Below are 19,162 nucleotides of genomic sequence, written 5' to 3'. Positions count from 1 at the left end.
TGATTGTTTTCAGGAGATTTGAACCATGAGTACTGCATTTTCTCTCGCGCCACTGTTCCGTTCCTCGGTAGGTTTCGACCGTTTCAACGACCTGTTCGAAACCGCCCTGCGCAACGAGCCAGGCAGCAGCTATCCTCCTTACAACGTCGAAAAACACGGTGATGACCAATACCGTATCGTCGTCGCGGCCGCTGGCTTCCAGGAAGATGACCTGGACCTGCAAGTCGAGAAAGGTGTGCTGACCATCAGTGGTGGCAAGCGTGAAACTGACGAGAACGTCACGTTCCTGCATCAGGGCATCGCGCAGCGAGCCTTCAAGCTGTCTTTCCGTCTGGCCGATCACATCGAGATCAAGGCCGCCGACCTGCGCAACGGTCTGCTGAGCATCGACCTGTTGCGAGTGGTTCCGGAAGAAGCGAAAGCCAAGCGCATCCCGATCAATGGAGCGCAGCAGGCGGTTCTGCAATAACGCCGGGCAAGAAGAAGGGCGCCAGTAATGGCGCCCTTTTTTGTGCCTGTTATTTAAGCAATGCTTTCAAGTCCTCCAGCGCCACCGGCCGGCTGTGCAGGTAGCCCTGATACAAATGGCAGCCCAGACCCTGTAAAAACGCCAGCTGTTCGGGTGTCTCCACCCCCTCGGCAATCACTTCCAGCTCCAGGCTGCGCGCCATGGCGACAATCGCGCGAATGATCTCCGCAACATTGGAGTCGGTGGTCGCGTCGCGAATAAACGACTGGTCGATTTTCAGCGTGTCCACCGGTAAGCGCTTCAGATAAGTCAACGACGAATAGCCGGTGCCGAAATCATCCATGGCGAAGCTGACGCCGAGTTTCTTCAAGCGGCGCATTTTGCCGATGGTGTCGTCCAGATTCTGAATGACGATGCCTTCGGTGATCTCCAGTTTCAGCAGCGAGCAGGGCAGGCCATGGCTGCTCATGCTGTGTTCGATACGCTCGACGAAATCGTTCTGGCGGAACTGCCGCGGGCTGATATTCACGCACAGGCTGAAATTCAACGGATCGACCAATTGCAGCGCGATCAGCTTTTTGAACGCCTCGCAGGCTTCATCGAGAATCCACGTGCCGACCTCCAGAATCAGGCCGCTGTCCTCCAGCACCTTGATGAATTCGGTGGGCGACTGCGCGCCGAGTTCCGGGTGGTTCCAGCGCACCAGTGCTTCGGCGCCGATGATGCGGTTATCCCGGGCGTCGACCTGCGGCTGGAAGTGCACATTGAATTCACCGCGCGACAACGCCAGGCGCAGATCGGTCTCCATGCGCAGCCTTTCGCTGGCCGCTTTCTGCATGGTGTTGTGATACATCTGCGTGGTATTGCGCCCGGAATCCTTGGCCCGATACAGGGCGATGTCGGCGCGCTTGAGCAAGTCAGTCGGGGTCGAGCCGTGGTCGGGAATCAGCGCCACGCCGATGCTCGGCGTCACTTGCAGACGCTGGCCATCGAGGAACATCGGCTCGGAGAGCAGCTCGCGCAGGGTGTCGGCCAGCGCACGGACCTGCGTGCTGACTTCATGGCGCGAGCCCTCCAGGCCACTGAGCAAAACGACGAATTCGTCACCGCCCAGGCGCGCCACGGTGTCTTCCATGCGCACGCTGGCTTCGAGCCGCGCGGTGATGATCTTCAGCACCGTGTCGCCCACCGGGTGGCCGAGCGAGTCGTTGATGTGCTTGAAATGATCGAGGTCGAGAAACAGCAAGGCCCCGCGCAAATTGTGGCGCTTGAGCAAGGCAATCTGCTGGCTCAGGCGATCCATCAGCAGCGCGCGGTTGGGCAGGTTGGTCAACGGGTCGTGATAGGCGAGGTGGCGAATCTGCGCTTCGGCGTTTTTCAGCAGGCTGACGTCCCGTGCCGTCAGCAACAGGCACGCGGTTTCATTGAGCGTGATCGGCTCGACCGAGACCTCCACCGTCAGCCGTTCGCCACGCTTGTTGCGCCCGAGCATTTCCTGATGGTGCACGCGGCCCTTGATCTGCAATTCGGCGAGCAAGGCCGAGCGCTGTTTTTCTTCGGCCCAGATGCCGACCTGATAGACGGTTTTGCCCAGCACTTCATCGGCGCGATAACCGGTGAGGCGGCAGAACCCGTCGTTGACCTCCAAGTAGCGGCCAGTGTCGCGTTCGGTGATGGTGATTGCGTCGGGGCTGGAGTGAAAGGCCTTGGCGAATTTCTCTTCGCTGGCCTTGAGCGCAGCTTCCGAGCGTTGCTGCTGGGTGATGTCGCGCAGTGTGGTAACGATGCAGGGCAGATCCCCGACGCTGATCTGTCGGCTGGAAATGACGCAGGTCAGCGACTGCCCGTCCTTGTGCTGGACGATGATCGCGACATTGCTCAGGCCTTGCTCGCGGATCACCCGCTCGATGCGTTGCAGACTTTTTGCCGAAGCGTCCCACAGGCCGATTTCCTCGGCGGTGTGGCCGATGACGTCGGCGGCGCTCCAGCCGAAGGTCTGGGTAAAGCTGGAATTGATCTCGATGAACTCGCCGGTTTCCTGGCGCGTGACGCAGATCGGATCGGGGCTGACCTGAAACAGCGTGGCGAATTTTTCTTCCGAGGCCACCAGGCGCTGTTCGCGCTCGACCTGATCGGTGATGTCCAGCAGCGTGCCGGCCATGCGCAACGGCGCGCCCTTTTCATCGCGATAGAGGCGGGCGCGGCTTTCCAGATAACGCGAGCTGCCGTCCGGCAGTTGTACGCGATACGTCAGCTGGTAATTGCCTGCCGGGCCTTCACGCAGGCTGCGGTAGGCATCGCGCATGCTGTCGCGCTCCTCGCCCGGTACGCCCTCGAAGAACGCTTCGAAGGATTCGTGAAACGGAATCGGCTCCAGCCCGTGCAATTGCGCCGCCCGCGCCGAGCCATAGAGCATGCCGCTGGGGATGTGCCAGTCCCAGGTGCCCAGTTGTGCCGAGTCCAGCGCCAGATCGAGGCGTTCCTGGCTGTCTTTGAGCGCGAGTTCGGCGGCTTTGCGCTCGGTGGTGTCGAGGAATGTGCTCAGCAGGTACGGCTGGCCTTCAAGTTCGACTTTCTGAGCGCTGAGGATGCCGTCGTGAACCTGGCCGTTGCTGGCACGAAACTGCACTTCCATGCTGACCAGATCGCCCTTGGCCTTGGTTTTTTTCACCAGTTCACCGCGTTGCTCGGGGTGCACCCACAGGCCCAGCTCCAGCGTGGTGCGGCCAATCGCGCTTTGCACGGGCCAGCCGAACAGGCTTTCGAAATACTGATTGGCCTCGCTGATCAGGCCGTCTTCCTGACGGGTCAGCAGCACCATATTCGGGCACAGGTGAAAAAGTGTCGCGAAACGTTTCTCCGAACTGCTCAGGGCTTGCTCGCGTTGACGCTGTTGGGTGATCTCGCGAATCACCCCGATCATCCGCGGGCGCCCGTGTTTGTCCGGCAGCAGGCTGCCGCTGACCTCCAGCCAGTGCAGGCTGCCGTCGGGCCAGCGAATGCGATGATGCATCGCTTGTTCCAGCGGCGCGCCGGCAATCACCGCGTGAAAGGCGCGAACGGTCTTCGCACGGTCTTCCGGCGGCAGCAGGTCGAGGTATTCCAGGTCCTGCGGCAACGGTTGCCGCGGATCGAAGCCGAACAATGCCTGCGTGCCGCGCGACCAGCTGATCTGCCCGCGCTCGATGTCCCAATACCAGGCGCCGAGCCGGGCGCCATTGAGCGCGGCGAGCAATTGCGGCGCGCTCTCCCAGCTCTGCTCGGAATGACGCGGGTCGATGGCCTGGATGCGCGGCATCGGCGGAATTCGGTCAACAGATTTCGGCATTGATCACGGGCCTTGAGCTGATGTGGGGCGTTAGGCACAAAAACGGTGGTTTACCGGCGTGGCACAAGTCAGCCCGGAGTCCCTGGCCGATCGATTTGCGCATCCAGCAAGGCCATGAAGGCTTTTGCCGCATTCGACAGCGTCCGTTCGGTGTGCAGGATATAGCCTAGCTGGCGAGTGAGCTGTATGCCCGGCAAAGCGATACTTGCGACCTGATCGTCGAGCATGGTGCGCGGCAGCACGCTCCAGGCCAGGCCGATAGAGACCATCATCTTGATGGTTTCCAGGTAGTTGGTGCTCATGGCGATGTTCGGCGTCAGGCCCTGGGCTTCGAACAGACGCTGCACAATATGGTGGGTAAAGGTGTTGCCGCCGGGGAACACGGCCGGATGCCCGGCAATATCGGCCAGACTGACGGCGCCGTTATTGATCAGCGAATGTTCCGGGGCGACCACGAAATCCAGCGGGTCGTCCCACACCGGCACCGCATGCACCAGCGCGTGTGGCTCGGGCGCGAGGGTGATGACCGCCAGTTCGGCGCGGCCGTGAAGAATTTCCTCGTAGGCCACTTCCGAATCGAGGAACTGAATATCCAGCGCCACCTTCGGATAGCGCCGGGTGAATTCCCTTAATAGAGGGGGCAGGCGGTGCAGGCCTATGTGGTGACTGGTGGCGAGCGTCAGGCGGCCGCCGACTTCGCCGGTCAGATTGGTCAGGGCACGACGCGTGTCGTCCAGCACATTCAGAATCTGATAAGCCCGCGGTAGCAAGGCGCGGCCGGCCTCGGTCAGGCCGACTTCACGGCCCAGTCGGTCGAACAGGCGCACCTTCAATTGCTGCTCGAGACCGGCGATGCGTTTGCTGATCGCCGGTTGCGTCAGGTGCAGGCGCTCGCCGGCACCGGAGAAACTGCCGGTCTCGGCGATGGCGATGAAAGCGTTGAGGTTAGCCAAGTCCATGTCGCATTCCAGTTGGTTATCCAAAGCATGAAAAATATGAATTTGAGTTATTTAATCTAACCCCATAGGATCGGCCTCACAAGCCAAAGGGTTATTGATAAGCCCAGGGCATAGAAACAAGCTGATGAGGAACCGTCTGATGGCCGGCAAAACGCTCTACGACAAGCTCTGGGATTCGCATTTGGTCAAGCAGCGCGACGATGGCTCTGCGCTGATCTACATCGATCGTCACATCATCCACGAAGTGACCTCGCCGCAGGCCTTCGAAGGCCTGCGTCTGGCCGGGCGCAAGCCTTGGCGCATCGATGCCAACATCGCGACCCCGGACCACAACGTGCCGACCACGCCGGAGCGCAAGGGCGGCATCGAGGCCATTGCCGATCAGGTTTCGCGTTTGCAGGTGCAGACCCTCGATGACAACTGCGATGAGTACGGCATCGTCGAGTTCAAGATGAACGATGTGCGCCAGGGCATCGTCCACGTCATCAGCCCGGAGCAGGGCGCGACCTTGCCAGGCATGACCGTGGTCTGCGGCGACTCGCACACCTCGACCCACGGCGCATTCGGTGCGCTGGCCCACGGTATCGGCACTTCCGAGGTCGAACACGTCCTCGCCACCCAGTGCCTGGTCGCCAAGAAAATGAAAAACATGCTGGTGCGCGTCGAAGGCCAATTGCCGTTCGGCGTGACCGCCAAGGACATCGTCCTCGCGGTGATCGGCAAGATCGGCACCGCCGGTGGTAACGGCCACGCCATCGAATTTGCCGGCAGCGCGATTCGCGATTTGTCCGTCGAAGGCCGCATGACCATCTGCAACATGTCCATTGAGGCCGGCGCCCGCGTAGGCCTGGTGGCGGCGGACCAAAAGACCATCGACTACGTCAAGGGCCGCCCGTTCGCGCCAAAAGGCGAGCAGTGGGACATGGCCGTCGAAGCGTGGAAAGATCTGGTCTCCGACGCCGATGCCAAATTCGACACGGTGGTTGAGCTGGACGCGGCGCAAATCAAGCCACAAGTCAGTTGGGGCACTTCCCCGGAGATGGTCTTGGCCGTTGATCAGAACGTGCCGGATCCGGCCAAGGAGATGGATCTGGTCAAGCGCGACTCGATCGTCCGCGCCCTGAAATACATGGGGTTGACCGCCAATCAGGCGATCACCGACATCCAGCTCGATCGCGTGTTCATCGGCTCTTGCACCAACTCGCGGATCGAAGATCTGCGCGCCGCTGCGGTGATCGCCAAGGGCCGCAAGGTTGCCGCGACCATCAAGCAGGCCATCGTCGTGCCGGGCTCGGGCCTGGTGAAGGCGCAGGCTGAAGCCGAAGGTCTGGACAAGATTTTCCTCGAAGCCGGTTTCGAATGGCGTGAGCCAGGGTGCTCGATGTGTCTGGCGATGAACCCGGACCGCCTGGAGTCCGGCGAGCATTGCGCCTCGACGTCCAACCGTAACTTCGAAGGCCGTCAGGGTGCCGGTGGCCGTACCCACCTCGTCAGCCCGGCCATGGCCGCGGCGGCGGCAGTGAACGGTCGTTTCATCGACGTTCGTGAATTGATCTGAAGGAGCGCAGCATGAAAGCTTTTACCCAGCACACTGGTCTTGTCGCGCCTCTGGATCGTGCCAACGTCGACACCGACCAGATTATTCCAAAGCAGTTTTTGAAGTCGATCAAACGCACCGGTTTTGGTCCGAACCTGTTCGATGAATGGCGTTACCTGGATGTCGGCCAGCCGTATCAGGACAACTCCAAACGTCCACTGAACAAGGATTTCGTCCTCAACGCCGAGCGTTATCAAGGCGCCAGCGTTTTGCTGGCCCGCGAGAACTTCGGCTGCGGCTCCAGCCGTGAACACGCGCCCTGGGCGCTGGAAGAGTACGGTTTCCGCAGCATCATCGCGCCGAGCTACGCCGACATCTTTTTCAACAACAGCTTCAAGAACGGCTTGCTGCCGATCATCCTCAGCGACGCAGAAGTTGATGAACTGTTTAAACAGGTTGAGGCCGAGCCGGGTTATCAATTGCAGATCGACCTGCAAGCGCAGACCGTGATCCGCCCGGATGGCAAGGTGTACAGCTTCGAGATCGATGCGTTTCGCAAGCATTGCCTGCTCAACGGCCTGGACGATATCGGCCTGACCTTGCAGGACGGCGATGCGATTGCGACGTTCGAGGCCAAACATCGGGTGAGTCAGCCGTGGTTGTTTCGCGACGTTTGATTCGAGATTGATCTAGTCAGGCCGGCCCCCATCGCTGGCAAGCCAGCTCCCACAGGGATTTGCGCAGTTCACAAAACCTGTGGGAGCTGGCTTGCCAGCGATGAGGCCCTCCAAAGCAACGCAAAATTGAACAGGATGTCCCCATGACCAGCACCGCCCAGCACACCCAGGTCGTCCAGAAGCAATTCGGCGAACAGGCCGCCGCTTACCTGAGCAGCGCCGTTCACGCTCAGGGCCGCGAATTCGCACTGCTACAGGCTGAGCTGGCCGGGCAGGGCGAGGCGCGGGTACTGGATCTGGGTTGCGGCGCCGGTCATGTGAGTTTTCATGTGGCGTCGCTGGTCCGGGAAGTGGTGGCGTATGACCTGTCGCAGCAGATGCTCGACGTGGTCGCCGCTGCTGCGGTTGATCGCGGCCTGAACAACATCGTCACGGTCCACGGCGCCGCCGAGCGCTTGCCGTTCGCCGACGGCGAGTTCGATTTTGTGTTCAGCCGTTATTCGGCGCATCACTGGAGCGATCTCGGCCTGGCCCTGCGCGAAGTGCGCCGTGTATTGAAACCGGGCGGCGTGGCGGCGTTCGTCGACGTGTTGTCACCGGGCAGTCCATTGTTCGACACTTACCTTCAAAGCGTCGAAGTGCTGCGTGACACCAGTCATGTGCGCAATTACTCCGGCGCCGAATGGCTGCGCCAGGTCAGCGAAGCGGGCCTGCATGTGCGCAGCACTTCGCGCCAACGCCTGCATCTGGAATACAGCAGTTGGGTCGAGCGCATGCGCACCCCAGAGGTGATGCGCGCGGCGATCCGCCAGTTGCAGCATTCGATGGGCGATGAAGTACGCGAATATTTCGAGATTGCGGCCGATGGTTCGTTCAGCACCGATGTGCTGGTACTGATGGCCGAACGATAAGCATTTTTCCGGGCGCGTCGTGATGGGCGCACCGACTGAAGACATGAGGAAAGCATGAGCAAGCAGATTCTGATTCTCCCAGGTGATGGTATTGGCCCGGAAATCATGGCCGAAGCGGTCAAGGTGCTGGAGCTGGCCAACGACAAGTACAGTCTGGGCTTCGAACTGAGCCACGACGTGATCGGTGGCGCTGCCATCGACAAGCACGGCGTGCCGCTGGCCGACGAAACCCTCGATCGTGCCCGCGCTGCCGATGCCGTGCTGCTGGGCGCGGTCGGCGGTCCGAAATGGGACACCATCGAGCGTGACATCCGCCCTGAACGCGGCCTGCTGAAGATCCGTGCGCAACTGGGCCTGTTCGGCAACCTGCGCCCGGCGATTCTGTACCCGCAACTGGCTGAGGCATCGAGCCTGAAGGCGGAAATCGTTGCCGGTCTGGATATCCTCATCGTGCGTGAACTGACCGGTGGTATCTACTTCGGCGCACCGCGTGGCACCCGTACCCTGGACAACGGCGAGCGTCAGTCCTACGACACTCTGCCGTACAGCGAGAGCGAGATCCGTCGCATCGCCCGCGTCGGTTTCGACATGGCCATGGTCCGCGGCAAAAAGCTCTGCTCGGTGGACAAGGCCAACGTGCTGGCGTCCAGCCAGTTGTGGCGTGAAGTGGTCGAGCAGGTCGCCAAGGATTACCCGCAAGTCGAACTGAGCCACATGTACGTCGACAACGCCGCCATGCAACTGGTGCGCGCGCCGAAGCAGTTCGACGTGATCGTCACCGACAACTTGTTCGGCGACATTCTGTCCGACGAAGCGTCGATGCTCACCGGTTCCATCGGCATGCTGCCGTCGGCTTCGCTGGATGCCAACAACAAGGGCATGTACGAGCCGTGCCACGGTTCGGCGCCAGACATCGCCGGCCAAGGTATCGCCAACCCGTTGGCGACGATCCTGTCGGTGTCGATGATGCTGCGTTACAGCTTCAATCTGCATGACGCCGCCGGTGCCATCGAAAAAGCCGTCAGCGTGGTGCTCGATCAAGGGCTGCGCACAGGCGACATTTATTCGCCCGGTTGCACCAAAGTCGGTACGCAGGAAATGGGCGACGCAGTAGTCGCCGCGCTGCGGAATCTGTAATCTCTCGGGCCCGCTGCGAAATTCAATACAAAGCAGCGGCCCACTTTTCAAGAAGGTGTAGTTGCGATGAAACGTGTAGGTCTGATCGGTTGGCGCGGGATGGTCGGTTCCGTGCTCATGCAGCGGATGCTGGAAGAGCAGGATTTCGATCTTATCGAGCCGGTGTTTTTCACCACGTCCAATGTCGGTGGCCAAGGCCCGTCCGTGGGCAAGGACATTGCTCCGCTCAAGGACGCTTACAGCATTGACGAGCTGAAGACCCTCGACGTGATTCTGACCTGCCAGGGCGGCGACTACACCAGCGAAGTGTTCCCGAAACTGCGCGAAGCCGGCTGGCAAGGTTACTGGATCGACGCGGCGTCGAGCCTGCGCATGAACGATGACGCGGTGATCATTCTCGATCCGGTCAACCGCAAGGTCATCGATCAGCAACTCGATGCAGGCACCAGGAACTACATCGGCGGCAACTGCACCGTCAGCCTGATGCTGATGGGCCTGGGCGGTCTGTTCGAAGCCGGTCTGGTCGAGTGGATGAGCGCCATGACTTATCAGGCGGCCTCCGGTGCCGGCGCGCAGAACATGCGTGAACTGATCAAGCAGATGGGCGCGACCCACGCCGCTGTCGCCGATCAACTGGCCGATCCGGCCAGCGCGATCCTCGACATCGACCGTCGTGTAGCCGAGGCCATGCGCAGCGACGCGTACCCGACCGAGAACTTCGGTGTTCCGCTGGCCGGCAGCCTGATCCCCTGGATCGACAAGGAACTGCCGAACGGCCAGAGCCGCGAAGAGTGGAAGGCCCAGGCCGAGACCAACAAGATCCTCGGTCGCTTCAAGAGCCCGATCCCGGTCGACGGCATCTGCGTGCGCATCGGCGCCATGCGTTGCCACAGCCAGGCGCTGACCATCAAGCTGAACAAAGACGTACCCATCGCCGATATCGAAGGGCTGATCAGCCAGCACAACCCTTGGGTCAAACTGGTGCCGAACAACCGCGACATCAGCATGCAGGAGCTGAGCCCGACCAAGGTCACCGGCACCCTGAATGTACCGGTCGGCCGTTTGCGCAAGCTGAACATGGGTTCGCAATTCGTCGGTGCCTTCACCGTCGGCGACCAGTTGCTGTGGGGCGCGGCCGAACCGCTGCGCCGCATGCTGCGGATCCTGCTGGAGCGTTGATCGCTTGAAGTTGTGAAAGGACCCGTGCCTTGCGAGAGGTGCGGGTTTTTTTTGCGCAATGATCGTTCCCATGCTCCGCGTGGGAATGCATCCCGGGACGCTCTGCGTCCCTTCCAAAGCCGAACGCGGAGCGTCCGTTGAGGCATTCCCACGCAGAGCGTGGGAACGATCGGTACGGGCAGAAATTGCCTGCACGCCAACCACCCGGTAAAGTGCCGCTCCCCCCGTTTTGCCAGAGGTAGCTCCATGACCCAGACTTTCGATATCGCCGTTGTCGGCGCCACCGGTACTGTCGGCGAAACCCTCGTACAGATTCTCGAAGAACGCAATTTCCCGGTCGGCAATCTGCATTTGTTGGCCAGCAGCGAGTCCGCCGGCAGTTCGGTGCTGTTCCGCAACAAAAACGTGCGCGTGCGCGAAGTCGACGAGTTCGATTTTGCCAAGGTTAAACTGGTGTTTTTCGCCGCCGGCCCGGCCATCACCCTGAGCTATGCCGCCCGCGTCCATGCTGCGGGTTGTTCGCTGATCGACTTGTCCGGCGCCTTGCCGGCCGATCAGGCGCCGCAAGTGGTGCCGGAAGCCAACGCCAGCGTGCTCGCCGGCCTGACAGCGCCGTTCCAGGTCAGCAGCCCGAGCCCGTCGGCCACTTCGCTCGCCGTGGTACTGGCGCCGTTGCTCGCCCTGATCGACCTGCAATACGTCAACGTCACCGCCAACCTGGCCGTTTCCGCCCAGGGGCGCGAAGCTGTTGCCGAACTGGCGCGGCAAACCGCCGAGCTGCTGAACATGCGTCCGCTGGAGCCGACTTTCTTCGACCGGCAGATGGCGTTCAACCTGCTGGCTCAGGTCGGCACGCCCGACGCTCAAGGCCATACGCTGCTGGAAAAACGTCTGGTGCGCGAGTTGCGTCAGGTGCTGGCATTGCCTTTATTGAAGATTTCCGCAACTTGTGTTCAAGCCCCGGTGTTTTTTGGCGATAGCTTTAGCGTGACCTTGCAGTCAACAACGGCTGTTGACCTGCAAAAAATCAATGCTGCGCTGGAAGCCGCGCCCGGCATCGAACTGGTCGACGCTGGCGATTACCCGACCGCCGTTGGCGATGCGGTGGGGCAGGACGTGGTCTACGTCGGCCGCGTGCGCAGTGGTGTTGACGACCCGGCGGAACTTAATCTGTGGCTGACGTCAGATAACGTACGCAAGGGCGCCGCACTCAACGCGGTGCAGGTGGCTGAGTTGTTGATAAAAGGCCTGCTGTAAAAGATACTTGGCAACAATTTGTCGACTGATTCTAGGTGAGCGCTATGCTTGCCCGAAGCACTTGATAACGTGTCACTCTCCGGGACTTTCCGGGGCATCAAAGAAATGATCGCGCGCGACGGCTGTCGTCGTTGCGCGCAATGCCTTACGGCAGCGGTATTCAACATCTTCTCGCTGGCCGAGGAACGTTCAAACAAAGGATGAGGCTATGGTTCAAGTTCGCAAACTGGTGTTAGCAATAGCGGCCGCCTCGGCGCTGTCCTCCGGTATGGCGCATGCCCTCGGGCTCGGGGAGCTGACCCTGAAGTCGACCCTGAACCAGCCGCTGGTGGCTGAAATCGAGCTGCTCGATGTCAAGGATCTCACCGCTGCCGAAGTGGTGCCGAGCCTGGCTTCACCTGAAGATTTCGCCAAGGCCGGCGTTGATCGTCAGGCTTTCCTCAATGACCTGACGTTCACTCCGGTGCTCAACGCCGGCGGCAAAAGCGTGCTGCGCGTGACCTCGAGTCAGCCACTGTCGGAACCGATGGTGAAATTTCTCGTGCAGGTGATGTGGCCGAACGGCCGTCTGCTGCGTGATTACAGCGTGCTGCTGGACCCGTCGAAGTTCTCGCCGCAGACCGCTGACGCCGCCGCGCAACCGGCACCGTCGTCGACCATTGCCGCGCCGACCACTGGCGCCACCCATCGCAATCAATACACCACCACGCCGCGCGACACCCTGTGGGAAATCGCGGCGAAGGCGCGCAACGGCGGGTCGGTGCAGCAGACCATGCTGGCGATTCAGGCGCTCAATCCGAATGCGTTTATCGACGGCAACATCAACCGTCTGAAAACCGGACAGGTGCTGCGCCTGCCGGACCCGGTGCAAAGCACGGCGCTGCCACAGTCGGCCGCCATCGCTGAAGTGGCGGCTCAGAACGAGGCCTGGCGTCAGGGTCGTCGTTACGTGGCCAAGCCTGGTACCGGTCAGCAGCAGCTTGATGCAACCAATCGCGGCCGTGGCAATGCCGGCGCGGCGCCCAACACGCAGGACAACCTGAGCCTTGTGTCGGCCGAAAGTGCCAAGCCGGGCGCAAAAGGTCCGGCGGGCGATGCCAAGGCGCTGAGCAACAAACTGGCGATCACTCAGGAAAACCTCGACACGACCCGTCGTGACAACGAGGAACTGAAAAGTCGCATGGCCGATCTGCAGAGCCAGTTGGACAAACTGCAAAAGCTGATCGAGCTGAAGAACAATCAATTGGCGAAGATGCAGGCGCAAGGGGCAGGTGCTGCTGCACCAGGCGACGCTGCCGCAGTGCCAGCGGTTCCGGCGATCACCGCCGAATTGGCCGCCACGCCACCGGCAACGCCAGCAGAAGCGGCACCCACACCGGAATCGGCGATTGCACCACCCGTCGATACGCCGGTTGAGCCGGCTGCTGAACCGAAACCGCCTGTCGATGAAGAGAAAACCTTCAACGAACTGCTGACCAATCCGATCCTGCTGGGGCTGATCGGTGGCGGTGCCGTCGTTCTGCTGCTCTTGCTGTTGCTGCTGGCGCGTCGCCGCAAAGCCCAGCAAGAAGCCGAAAAACATCTGCGTATGGCTCGCGCGCTGGCAGAAGAGCAGACGTTCTCTGCCGAGCAGGATCTGCCTGAGAGCAGTTTCGAAGGCCTGGAAACCCCGGCTGCGAGCGTCAAGCTCAATACCCCGGCGCCAGCGCCAACACCTGCTCCGGTCGTAACGCCGGTGGTCATGGCCGAACCGATCGCCGCGCCGCTGGTGGCGCCGGCCGCCGAGCGTTCCGATGACGTACTCGACAAGGCTCAGTCGCATATCAACGCCGGTCGTTTGAATCAGGCTGCCGCACTGCTGGAAGAGGGCGTCAGCCTGGAGCCGCAGCGCAGCGATCTGCGCCTGAAGCTGATGGAAGTCTATGGTCAGCAGGGCGATCGCGATGCGTTCGTCGGCCAGGAGCGTCAGTTGGTAGCCAATGGCGACAACTTCGCCAAGGTCGAAGCGCTGAAAAGCCGCTTCCCGGCCATGGCCGTGGTTGCTGCCGGTGGGCTGGCTGCGGCTGCCGTCGCCGCCGAGCTGGACGCTCAATACGTCAAGGATCTTCTGCAGGACGAGCCAGAGGCGCCCGAGGCTGCCGCTGACGGCCTCGACACCGCTTTTGATCTGAGCCTGGACGATCTCGACAACATCACGCCGGTAGATCCTGCGCCGGTCGTTGAACCAGAAGCGCCGGTCGAGTTGGATGCGTTTCCGGCCGAAGACGATCTGAGCTTCGAATCGGTGCTGCAACAGCAAACCGAGGTGAAGGACAATCTGGACGATCTGTCGGATTTCGACCTGGATCTGGATCTGGGTGCAGAGCCATCGCCGTCCACCCTGGCGGAAGATGACTTCCTGCTGGATCTGGACGAGGGCGTGAAAGATCTGCCACCCGTCGAGGCGCCGGTCGTCGCTGACGTACCGCAGGACGATCTGGAGTTGCCGGATGATTTTGATTTGTCGCTGGCAGACGAAATGGACAGCCATCCAGCCGCCGAGCCGGATGCCTTTGCGGCTGAACTGGATGACGTCAACGCTGAGCTTGATCGTCTGTCGCAAAGCATTGCCGAGCCGACCTTTACCGAAGCGGACGCGGCGCTGGGCGATGATTTGGGTGAAGATGATTTCGACTTCCTTGCCGGCACCGACGAAGCCGCCACCAAGCTCGATCTGGCCCAGGCCTACATCGACATGGGTGACAATGAAGGTGCACTCGAAATCCTGGAGGAAGTTATCAAAGACGGTAACGAGACGCAGCAGAGCGAGGCGAAGGAAATGCTTTCCAGACTGGCGTAAGTTCAGCGCTAAACAAAAGCGGCAGCCCGGTGAGGCTGCCGTTTTTGTTTTTGCCCGTTTCAGCGGCGTTCGAAAGATTGCTATCGCGAGCAGGCTCACTCCTTCAGTTGAAATGCATACCCCTTGTAGGAGTGAGCCTGCTCGCGATGGGGCCCGATTCGCCGATAGAGAACTCTGGCATCCCCAGCCCACCGCCTTATAATGCCCGCCTTTGCAAAATCAGCAGGCTGTCCCACCTTGGCAAACATAGATAACCCGGTCGCCGAAATGGCTCCCGACGGCTTTTACCGCGTTGCGCTGGGCGTTGAGTACAAAGGCTCGCGCTACAGTGGCTGGCAGCGTCAGCTGACCGGCGTGGCGACGGTGCAGGAAGAGCTTGAAAAAGCTTTGTCGAAAGTCGCCAACTCGCCAGTTTCCCTGCAGTGCGCCGGGCGCACCGACGCTGGCGTGCATGCCTGCGGACAAGTGGTGCATTTCGACACTCAGGTCGATCGTTCGCTGAAAGCCTGGGTGATGGGCGCCAATATCAATCTGCCCCATGACATCAGCGTCAGTTGGGCCAAGGTCATGCCGGCGCATTTTCACGCACGCTTCAAGGCGATTGCGCGGCGTTATCGCTACGTGATCTACAACGATCAGATCCGCCCGGCGCATCTGAACGAAGAAATCACCTGGAATCACCGCCCGCTTGATGTCGAGCGCATGGCCGAGGCCGCGCAATACCTGATCGGTACTCATGATTTCAGCGCTTTTCGCGCCGGCCAGTGCCAGGCCAAGTCGCCGATCAAGAAAATGCATCATTTGCGCGTAACCCGGCACGGCAAGATGATCGTGCTCGACATTCGCGCCAACGCCTTTCTGCATCACATGGTGCGCAATATTGCCGGGGTGCTGATGACCATCGGTGCCGGCGAGCGCCCGGTGGAGTGGATGAAAGAAGTGCTGGAAAGTCGTGAGCGCCGCTCCGGTGGTGTAACAGCGCATCCTTACGGACTGTATCTGGTGCAAGTTGAGTATCACGACGAGTTCCCGCTGCCGGAGCGCTTTATCGGGCCACATTTCCTTACGGGTTTCTCCGAACTTGACGGCTGACGCCCTCGAACGCTTTTGTTACCATCCGGGACTTTCCGGATTTTGCTTGAGGTTGTTATCGACATGTCCGCCGTTCGCAGCAAGATTTGCGGGATTACCCGCATCGAAGATGCCTTGGCTGCGGTTGAGGCCGGCGCGGATGCGATCGGCCTGGTGTTTTACGCCAGGAGCCCGCGTGCGGTGAACGTGCAGCAGGCGCGGGCGATCATCAATGCACTGCCGCCGTTCGTGACCACCGTGGGTCTGTTCGTCAATGCCAGTCGCTGCGAGCTGGGCGAGATCCTCGACGCGGTGCCGCTGGACCTGCTGCAGTTCCATGGCGACGAAAGCGCCGAGGCCTGCGAAGGCTGGCATCGTCCGTACATCAAGGCGCTGCGGGTCAAGGCTGGCGATGACATTGCCGCCGCCTGCGATGCCTATCCCGGCGCCAGCGGTGTGCTGCTCGACACGTATGTCGAAGGGGTGCCTGGCGGAACTGGCGAGGCGTTTGACTGGTCACTGATTCCGCAGCGCTTGAGCAAGCCGCTGATTCTCGCGGGTGGCTTGACGCCGCAAAACGTTGCTGAGGCTGTGGCGCGGGTCAAGCCGTACGCGGTGGATGTCAGCGGCGGGGTAGAGGCGAGCAAGGGCATCAAGGATCACCACAAGATTCGCGCATTCATCAACGCGGTGCGCGGCAATACATCGCCGATGTGACGGCTGGCAGTCTGCCGCCGTCCATCAATGCACTTGCACACAGCAGGCGCGGCTGAGGGTTTCTGGATCGCACGCAGGTCATGTTTCGCGCTGACCGCGGCTGTTCACCAACCATCGCCACACACATGAATTTAGCTCAAGGGCATACGCGGGGCTGCGAACCAGAGCGTTCGGGCCGCCGGTACTGGAGAAAAGAAAGCATGAGCAACTGGTTAGTAGACAAACTGATCCCTTCGATCATGCGTTCCGAGGTCAAGAAGAGCTCGGTGCCTGAAGGTCTGTGGCACAAATGCCCGTCTTGCGAGGCTGTGCTGTATCGTCCGGAGCTGGAAAAGACCCTGGACGTTTGCCCCAAGTGCAACCATCACATGCGCATCGGCGCACGCGCGCGCATCGACATCTTCCTCGATGCCGAGGGCCGCAACGAACTGGGCGCCGATCTGGAGCCGGTTGACCGTCTGAAATTTCGCGACGGCAAAAAATACAAGGACCGTCTGACCGCGGCCCAGAAGCAGACCGGCGAAAAGGATGCGTTGATCTCCGTCAGTGGCACGCTGCTCGGCATGCCGGTGGTGGTTTCGGCGTTCGAGTTCAACTTCATGGGCGGTTCCATGGGCGCCATCGTCGGTGAGCGCTTTGTACGCGCCGCCAACTACGCCCTGGAAAACCGTTGCCCGATGATCTGCTTCGCCGCTTCCGGCGGTGCGCGCATGCAGGAAGCCCTGATCTCGCTGATGCAGATGGCCAAGACTTCCGCCGTGCTGGCGCGTCTGCGCGAAGAGGGCATTCCATTCATCTCCGTGCTGACCGACCCGGTCTACGGTGGTGTTTCCGCCAGTCTGGCAATGTTGGGCGACGTGATTGTCGGCGAGCCGAAGGCGCTGATCGGTTTTGCCGGTCCGCGGGTGATCGAGCAAACCGTGCGCGAAAAACTGCCGGAAGGTTTCCAGCGCAGCGAGTTCCTGCTGGAACACGGCGCGATCGACATGATTATTCATCGTCAGGAGCTACGTCCGCGCCTGGGTAACCTGCTGGCACAAATGACCGGCAAGCCAACGCCGAAATTCGTCGCTGCGCCCGTCGAGCCGATCGTGGTCCCGCCGGTGCCTGCCAACGTATGACCGAGCGCACCCTTGGCGAATGGCTCGCCTACCTTGAGCAGTTGCATCCGTCCGCCATCGACATGGGGCTGGAGCGTTCGCAACAGGTAGCGTCCCGTATGGGGCTGGGCCAGCCGGCGCCTCGGGTGATTACGGTCACCGGCACCAACGGCAAGGGATCGACCTGCGCGTTCGTGGCTTCGTTGCTGCGCGCGCAGGGCCTGAACGTAGGTGTCTATAATTCCCCGCATCTGCTGCGTTATAACGAGCGGGTGCAGCTCAATGGCGTCGAAGCCACTGACGCGCAGTTGTGCGAAGCCTTCGCGGCGGTCGAGGCCGGGCGTGGCGACACTTCCCTGACGTACTTCGAAATGGGCACTCTGGCGGCGTTCTGGCTGTTTCAGCAGGCCGGCCTTGATGCGGTGGTTCTGGAGGTCGGTCTGGGCGGGCGTCTGGACACGGTCAACGTGGTCGATGCCGACATCGCTCTGGTCACCAGTATTGGCGTCGATCACGCCGATTATCTGGGCGATACCCGCGAATCCGTAGCCTTTGAGAAGGCCGGTATTTTCCGTCAGGGCAAGCCTGCCTTGTGTGGCGATCTGAATCCTCCGCAACCGCTGCTCGACAAGGCGCGCGAACTGGCTTGCCCGTTCTTTCTGCGCGGGCGCGATTTCGACCTCGGTGTTACCGATCGGCACTGGCAGTGGCGCGGTACCGATGCGCAGGGCCACGCAGTCGAATTGCACGACTTGCCGTTGCTTGATCTGCCGATGGAAAACGCCGCACTGGCGTTGCAGGCCTATCTGCTGCTCGGCTTGCCGTGGGAGGCGTGGCAAATTGCGGCGGCGTTGCAGGCGACGCGCGTGGTCGGGCGTCTGGATCGTCGCGTGTTCGAGTGGCAGGGCAAGCGCCTGAATTTGTTGCTGGATGTCGGTCACAATCCGCATGCCGCTGAATATCTTGCTCGTCGGCTGGCTGCGCGCCCGCCGGCGGGCAAACGTCTCGCCGTGTTCGGTCTGCTGGCGGACAAGGATCTCGATGGTGTTGTTGGCGAATTGAATGCTAGTGTCGCGCATTGGGCCGTTGCACCGTTGGATTCGCCGCGTGCCCGCCCGGTGGCCCAATTGCACGCTGCCTTGCAGAACCTGGGTGCTTCGGTCACGTCGTACGATAGCGTGGCGGCCGCTCTGGAAGGGCAGTGCGCTGTAGCGACCGGCGACGACGAGATTCTGTTGTTCGGATCATTTTATTGTGTCGCCGAGGCCCTTGAATGGTTGGCCCGGCGCTCCACGGAGGACGCGGCAAATGGCTTTGCTGGATAAAGCGTACAAGCAGCGCATGGTCGGTGCTTTGGTGCTGGTGGCGCTGGCGGTGATTTTCCTGCCGATGCTGTTTTCCCGTCAGGATGAGCAGCGTCAGGTGACTGTCGAGGCGCCGGCGGCTCCGCAAGCGCCGGTCGTGCCGCAAGTGCAAATGGAAACCGTGGCGGTGCCGGAGCCGCAAGCCTTGCCGCAAGAGCCGGTACCGACTGACGAGGAAGTCACGCAGGATATCGCGCCTGCCGCCCCGGTGGCGCCCGCGCCTGCGCCAGTCGCCCCCATCGCTATCGCCAAACCGGCTGCGCCGCCGGCGGTCGCCAAGCCGATTCCGGCGCCGGCCCAGCCGATCACGTCCGCAACGAGCAAGCCTGACACCACGCAAAGCCGCGTCGATGCCAACGGCCTGTCGGTAAGCTGGTCGGTGCAATTGGCCAGTCTGTCGAGTCGCGCCAGTGCCGAGAGCCTGCAGAAAACCCTGCGCAGTCAGGGCTACAACGCCTACATTCGCTCTGCGGATGGCAAAAACCGGGTATTCGTAGGTCCACTGATCGAGCGCGCCGAAGCCGACCGTCTGCGTGACTTGTTGAGTCGTCAGCAGAACCTCAAGGGCTTCGTTGTCCGTTTCCAGCCTGAACGTGGCTGAAATCTATCACTCCGAT

At 61.2% G+C, this 19,162-nt stretch carries 15 protein-coding genes; 13 read left to right on the top strand and 2 right to left on the bottom strand.

Annotation, left to right across the window (positions count from 1 at the left end):
* Positions 1-25 precede the first annotated feature (25 nt).
* Positions 26-469, top strand: a complete 444-nt coding sequence (locus HU743_RS12295) for an Hsp20 family protein (protein ID WP_186648861.1) — start codon at positions 26-28, stop codon at positions 467-469.
* A 49-nt stretch (positions 470-518) separates the two neighbouring features.
* Here HU743_RS12295 and HU743_RS12290 read toward each other — a convergent pair whose 3' ends face one another.
* Positions 519-3,797, bottom strand: coding sequence for a PAS domain S-box protein (locus HU743_RS12290; RefSeq protein WP_186648860.1), 3,279 nt, complete (start codon positions 3,795-3,797; stop codon positions 519-521).
* A 68-nt stretch (positions 3,798-3,865) separates the two neighbouring features.
* A complete protein-coding gene (locus HU743_RS12285; RefSeq protein WP_186648859.1) occupies positions 3,866-4,756 on the bottom strand; it encodes a LysR family transcriptional regulator in 891 nt (296 codons plus the stop codon).
* Positions 4,757-4,895: 139 nt separating this feature from the next.
* Between HU743_RS12285 and leuC the strand changes: the two genes are divergently transcribed.
* From leuC to HU743_RS12225, 12 genes are all read left to right on the top strand, one after another.
* Positions 4,896-6,314 (top strand): 3-isopropylmalate dehydratase large subunit, encoded by a 1,419-nt coding sequence (gene leuC / locus HU743_RS12280; protein WP_186552354.1) that lies wholly within the window; start codon positions 4,896-4,898, stop codon positions 6,312-6,314.
* Between the two features lie 11 nt (positions 6,315-6,325).
* Entirely contained in the window at positions 6,326-6,970 is a 645-nt protein-coding gene (gene leuD, locus HU743_RS12275) for a 3-isopropylmalate dehydratase small subunit (protein ID WP_186623428.1), read from the top strand.
* Positions 6,971-7,113: 143 nt separating this feature from the next.
* Positions 7,114-7,881, top strand: coding sequence for a class I SAM-dependent methyltransferase (locus HU743_RS12270; protein WP_186648858.1), 768 nt, complete (start codon positions 7,114-7,116; stop codon positions 7,879-7,881).
* A gap of 54 nt (positions 7,882-7,935) precedes the next feature.
* On the top strand, positions 7,936-9,018 hold the full coding sequence (gene leuB, locus HU743_RS12265; RefSeq protein ID WP_186648857.1) for a 3-isopropylmalate dehydrogenase: 1,083 nt from the start codon (positions 7,936-7,938) through the stop codon (positions 9,016-9,018).
* Between the two features lie 66 nt (positions 9,019-9,084).
* Entirely contained in the window at positions 9,085-10,197 is a 1,113-nt protein-coding gene (gene asd / locus HU743_RS12260) for an aspartate-semialdehyde dehydrogenase (RefSeq protein WP_186552358.1), read from the top strand.
* 246 nt (positions 10,198-10,443) lie between these two features.
* Positions 10,444-11,454 carry an aspartate-semialdehyde dehydrogenase gene (locus tag HU743_RS12255; RefSeq protein ID WP_186648855.1) on the top strand — a complete coding sequence of 337 codons (1,011 nt, stop codon included), beginning with the start codon at positions 10,444-10,446 and terminating at the stop codon, positions 11,452-11,454.
* Positions 11,455-11,662: 208 nt separating this feature from the next.
* Positions 11,663-14,293, top strand: a complete 2,631-nt coding sequence (locus HU743_RS12250; RefSeq protein ID WP_186648853.1) for a FimV family protein — start codon at positions 11,663-11,665, stop codon at positions 14,291-14,293.
* A 267-nt stretch (positions 14,294-14,560) separates the two neighbouring features.
* Positions 14,561-15,385, top strand: coding sequence for a tRNA pseudouridine(38-40) synthase TruA (gene truA / locus HU743_RS12245; protein ID WP_186552368.1), 825 nt, complete (start codon positions 14,561-14,563; stop codon positions 15,383-15,385).
* A 63-nt stretch (positions 15,386-15,448) separates the two neighbouring features.
* The gene (locus HU743_RS12240) at positions 15,449-16,081 is read left to right on the top strand and encodes a phosphoribosylanthranilate isomerase (protein ID WP_186648852.1); all 633 of its coding nucleotides are present in this window, start codon (positions 15,449-15,451) and stop codon (positions 16,079-16,081) included.
* A gap of 200 nt (positions 16,082-16,281) precedes the next feature.
* On the top strand, positions 16,282-17,202 hold the full coding sequence (accD, locus tag HU743_RS12235) for an acetyl-CoA carboxylase, carboxyltransferase subunit beta (protein ID WP_186624032.1): 921 nt from the start codon (positions 16,282-16,284) through the stop codon (positions 17,200-17,202).
* The gene (gene folC, locus HU743_RS12230) at positions 17,199-18,506 is read left to right on the top strand and encodes a bifunctional tetrahydrofolate synthase/dihydrofolate synthase (RefSeq protein ID WP_186648851.1); all 1,308 of its coding nucleotides are present in this window, start codon (positions 17,199-17,201) and stop codon (positions 18,504-18,506) included. Before accD ends, folC begins: the two co-directional genes overlap by 4 nt.
* The gene (locus HU743_RS12225) at positions 18,490-19,146 is read left to right on the top strand and encodes an SPOR domain-containing protein (protein WP_186624028.1); all 657 of its coding nucleotides are present in this window, start codon (positions 18,490-18,492) and stop codon (positions 19,144-19,146) included. Before folC ends, HU743_RS12225 begins: the two co-directional genes overlap by 17 nt.
* Positions 19,147-19,162: the final 16 nt, after the last annotated feature.

Source organism: Pseudomonas sp. SWRI99, assembly GCF_014270125.1.
Taxonomy (GTDB): Bacteria; Pseudomonadota; Gammaproteobacteria; order Pseudomonadales; family Pseudomonadaceae; genus Aquipseudomonas; species Aquipseudomonas hamedanensis.
Note: the sequence above shows the minus strand (reverse complement) of the source record. Positions and strands in the feature narration are given on the sequence as shown.

What these genes read in the sequence shown, in the direction of transcription:
- HU743_RS12295 (WP_186648861.1), top strand. Translation starts at nt 26, where the DNA reads ATGAGTACTGCATTTTCTCTCGCGCCACTGTTCCGTTCCTCGGTAGGT.
- HU743_RS12290 (WP_186648860.1), bottom strand. Translation starts at nt 3,797, where the DNA reads ATGCCGAAATCTGTTGACCGAATTCCGCCGATGCCGCGCATCCAGGCC.
- HU743_RS12285 (WP_186648859.1), bottom strand. Translation starts at nt 4,756, where the DNA reads ATGGACTTGGCTAACCTCAACGCTTTCATCGCCATCGCCGAGACCGGC.
- leuC (WP_186552354.1), top strand. Translation starts at nt 4,896, where the DNA reads ATGGCCGGCAAAACGCTCTACGACAAGCTCTGGGATTCGCATTTGGTC.
- leuD (WP_186623428.1), top strand. Translation starts at nt 6,326, where the DNA reads ATGAAAGCTTTTACCCAGCACACTGGTCTTGTCGCGCCTCTGGATCGT.
- HU743_RS12270 (WP_186648858.1), top strand. Translation starts at nt 7,114, where the DNA reads ATGACCAGCACCGCCCAGCACACCCAGGTCGTCCAGAAGCAATTCGGC.
- leuB (WP_186648857.1), top strand. Translation starts at nt 7,936, where the DNA reads ATGAGCAAGCAGATTCTGATTCTCCCAGGTGATGGTATTGGCCCGGAA.
- asd (WP_186552358.1), top strand. Translation starts at nt 9,085, where the DNA reads ATGAAACGTGTAGGTCTGATCGGTTGGCGCGGGATGGTCGGTTCCGTG.
- HU743_RS12255 (WP_186648855.1), top strand. Translation starts at nt 10,444, where the DNA reads ATGACCCAGACTTTCGATATCGCCGTTGTCGGCGCCACCGGTACTGTC.
- HU743_RS12250 (WP_186648853.1), top strand. Translation starts at nt 11,663, where the DNA reads ATGGTTCAAGTTCGCAAACTGGTGTTAGCAATAGCGGCCGCCTCGGCG.
- truA (WP_186552368.1), top strand. Translation starts at nt 14,561, where the DNA reads ATGGCTCCCGACGGCTTTTACCGCGTTGCGCTGGGCGTTGAGTACAAA.
- HU743_RS12240 (WP_186648852.1), top strand. Translation starts at nt 15,449, where the DNA reads ATGTCCGCCGTTCGCAGCAAGATTTGCGGGATTACCCGCATCGAAGAT.
- accD (WP_186624032.1), top strand. Translation starts at nt 16,282, where the DNA reads ATGAGCAACTGGTTAGTAGACAAACTGATCCCTTCGATCATGCGTTCC.
- folC (WP_186648851.1), top strand. Translation starts at nt 17,199, where the DNA reads ATGACCGAGCGCACCCTTGGCGAATGGCTCGCCTACCTTGAGCAGTTG.
- HU743_RS12225 (WP_186624028.1), top strand. Translation starts at nt 18,490, where the DNA reads ATGGCTTTGCTGGATAAAGCGTACAAGCAGCGCATGGTCGGTGCTTTG.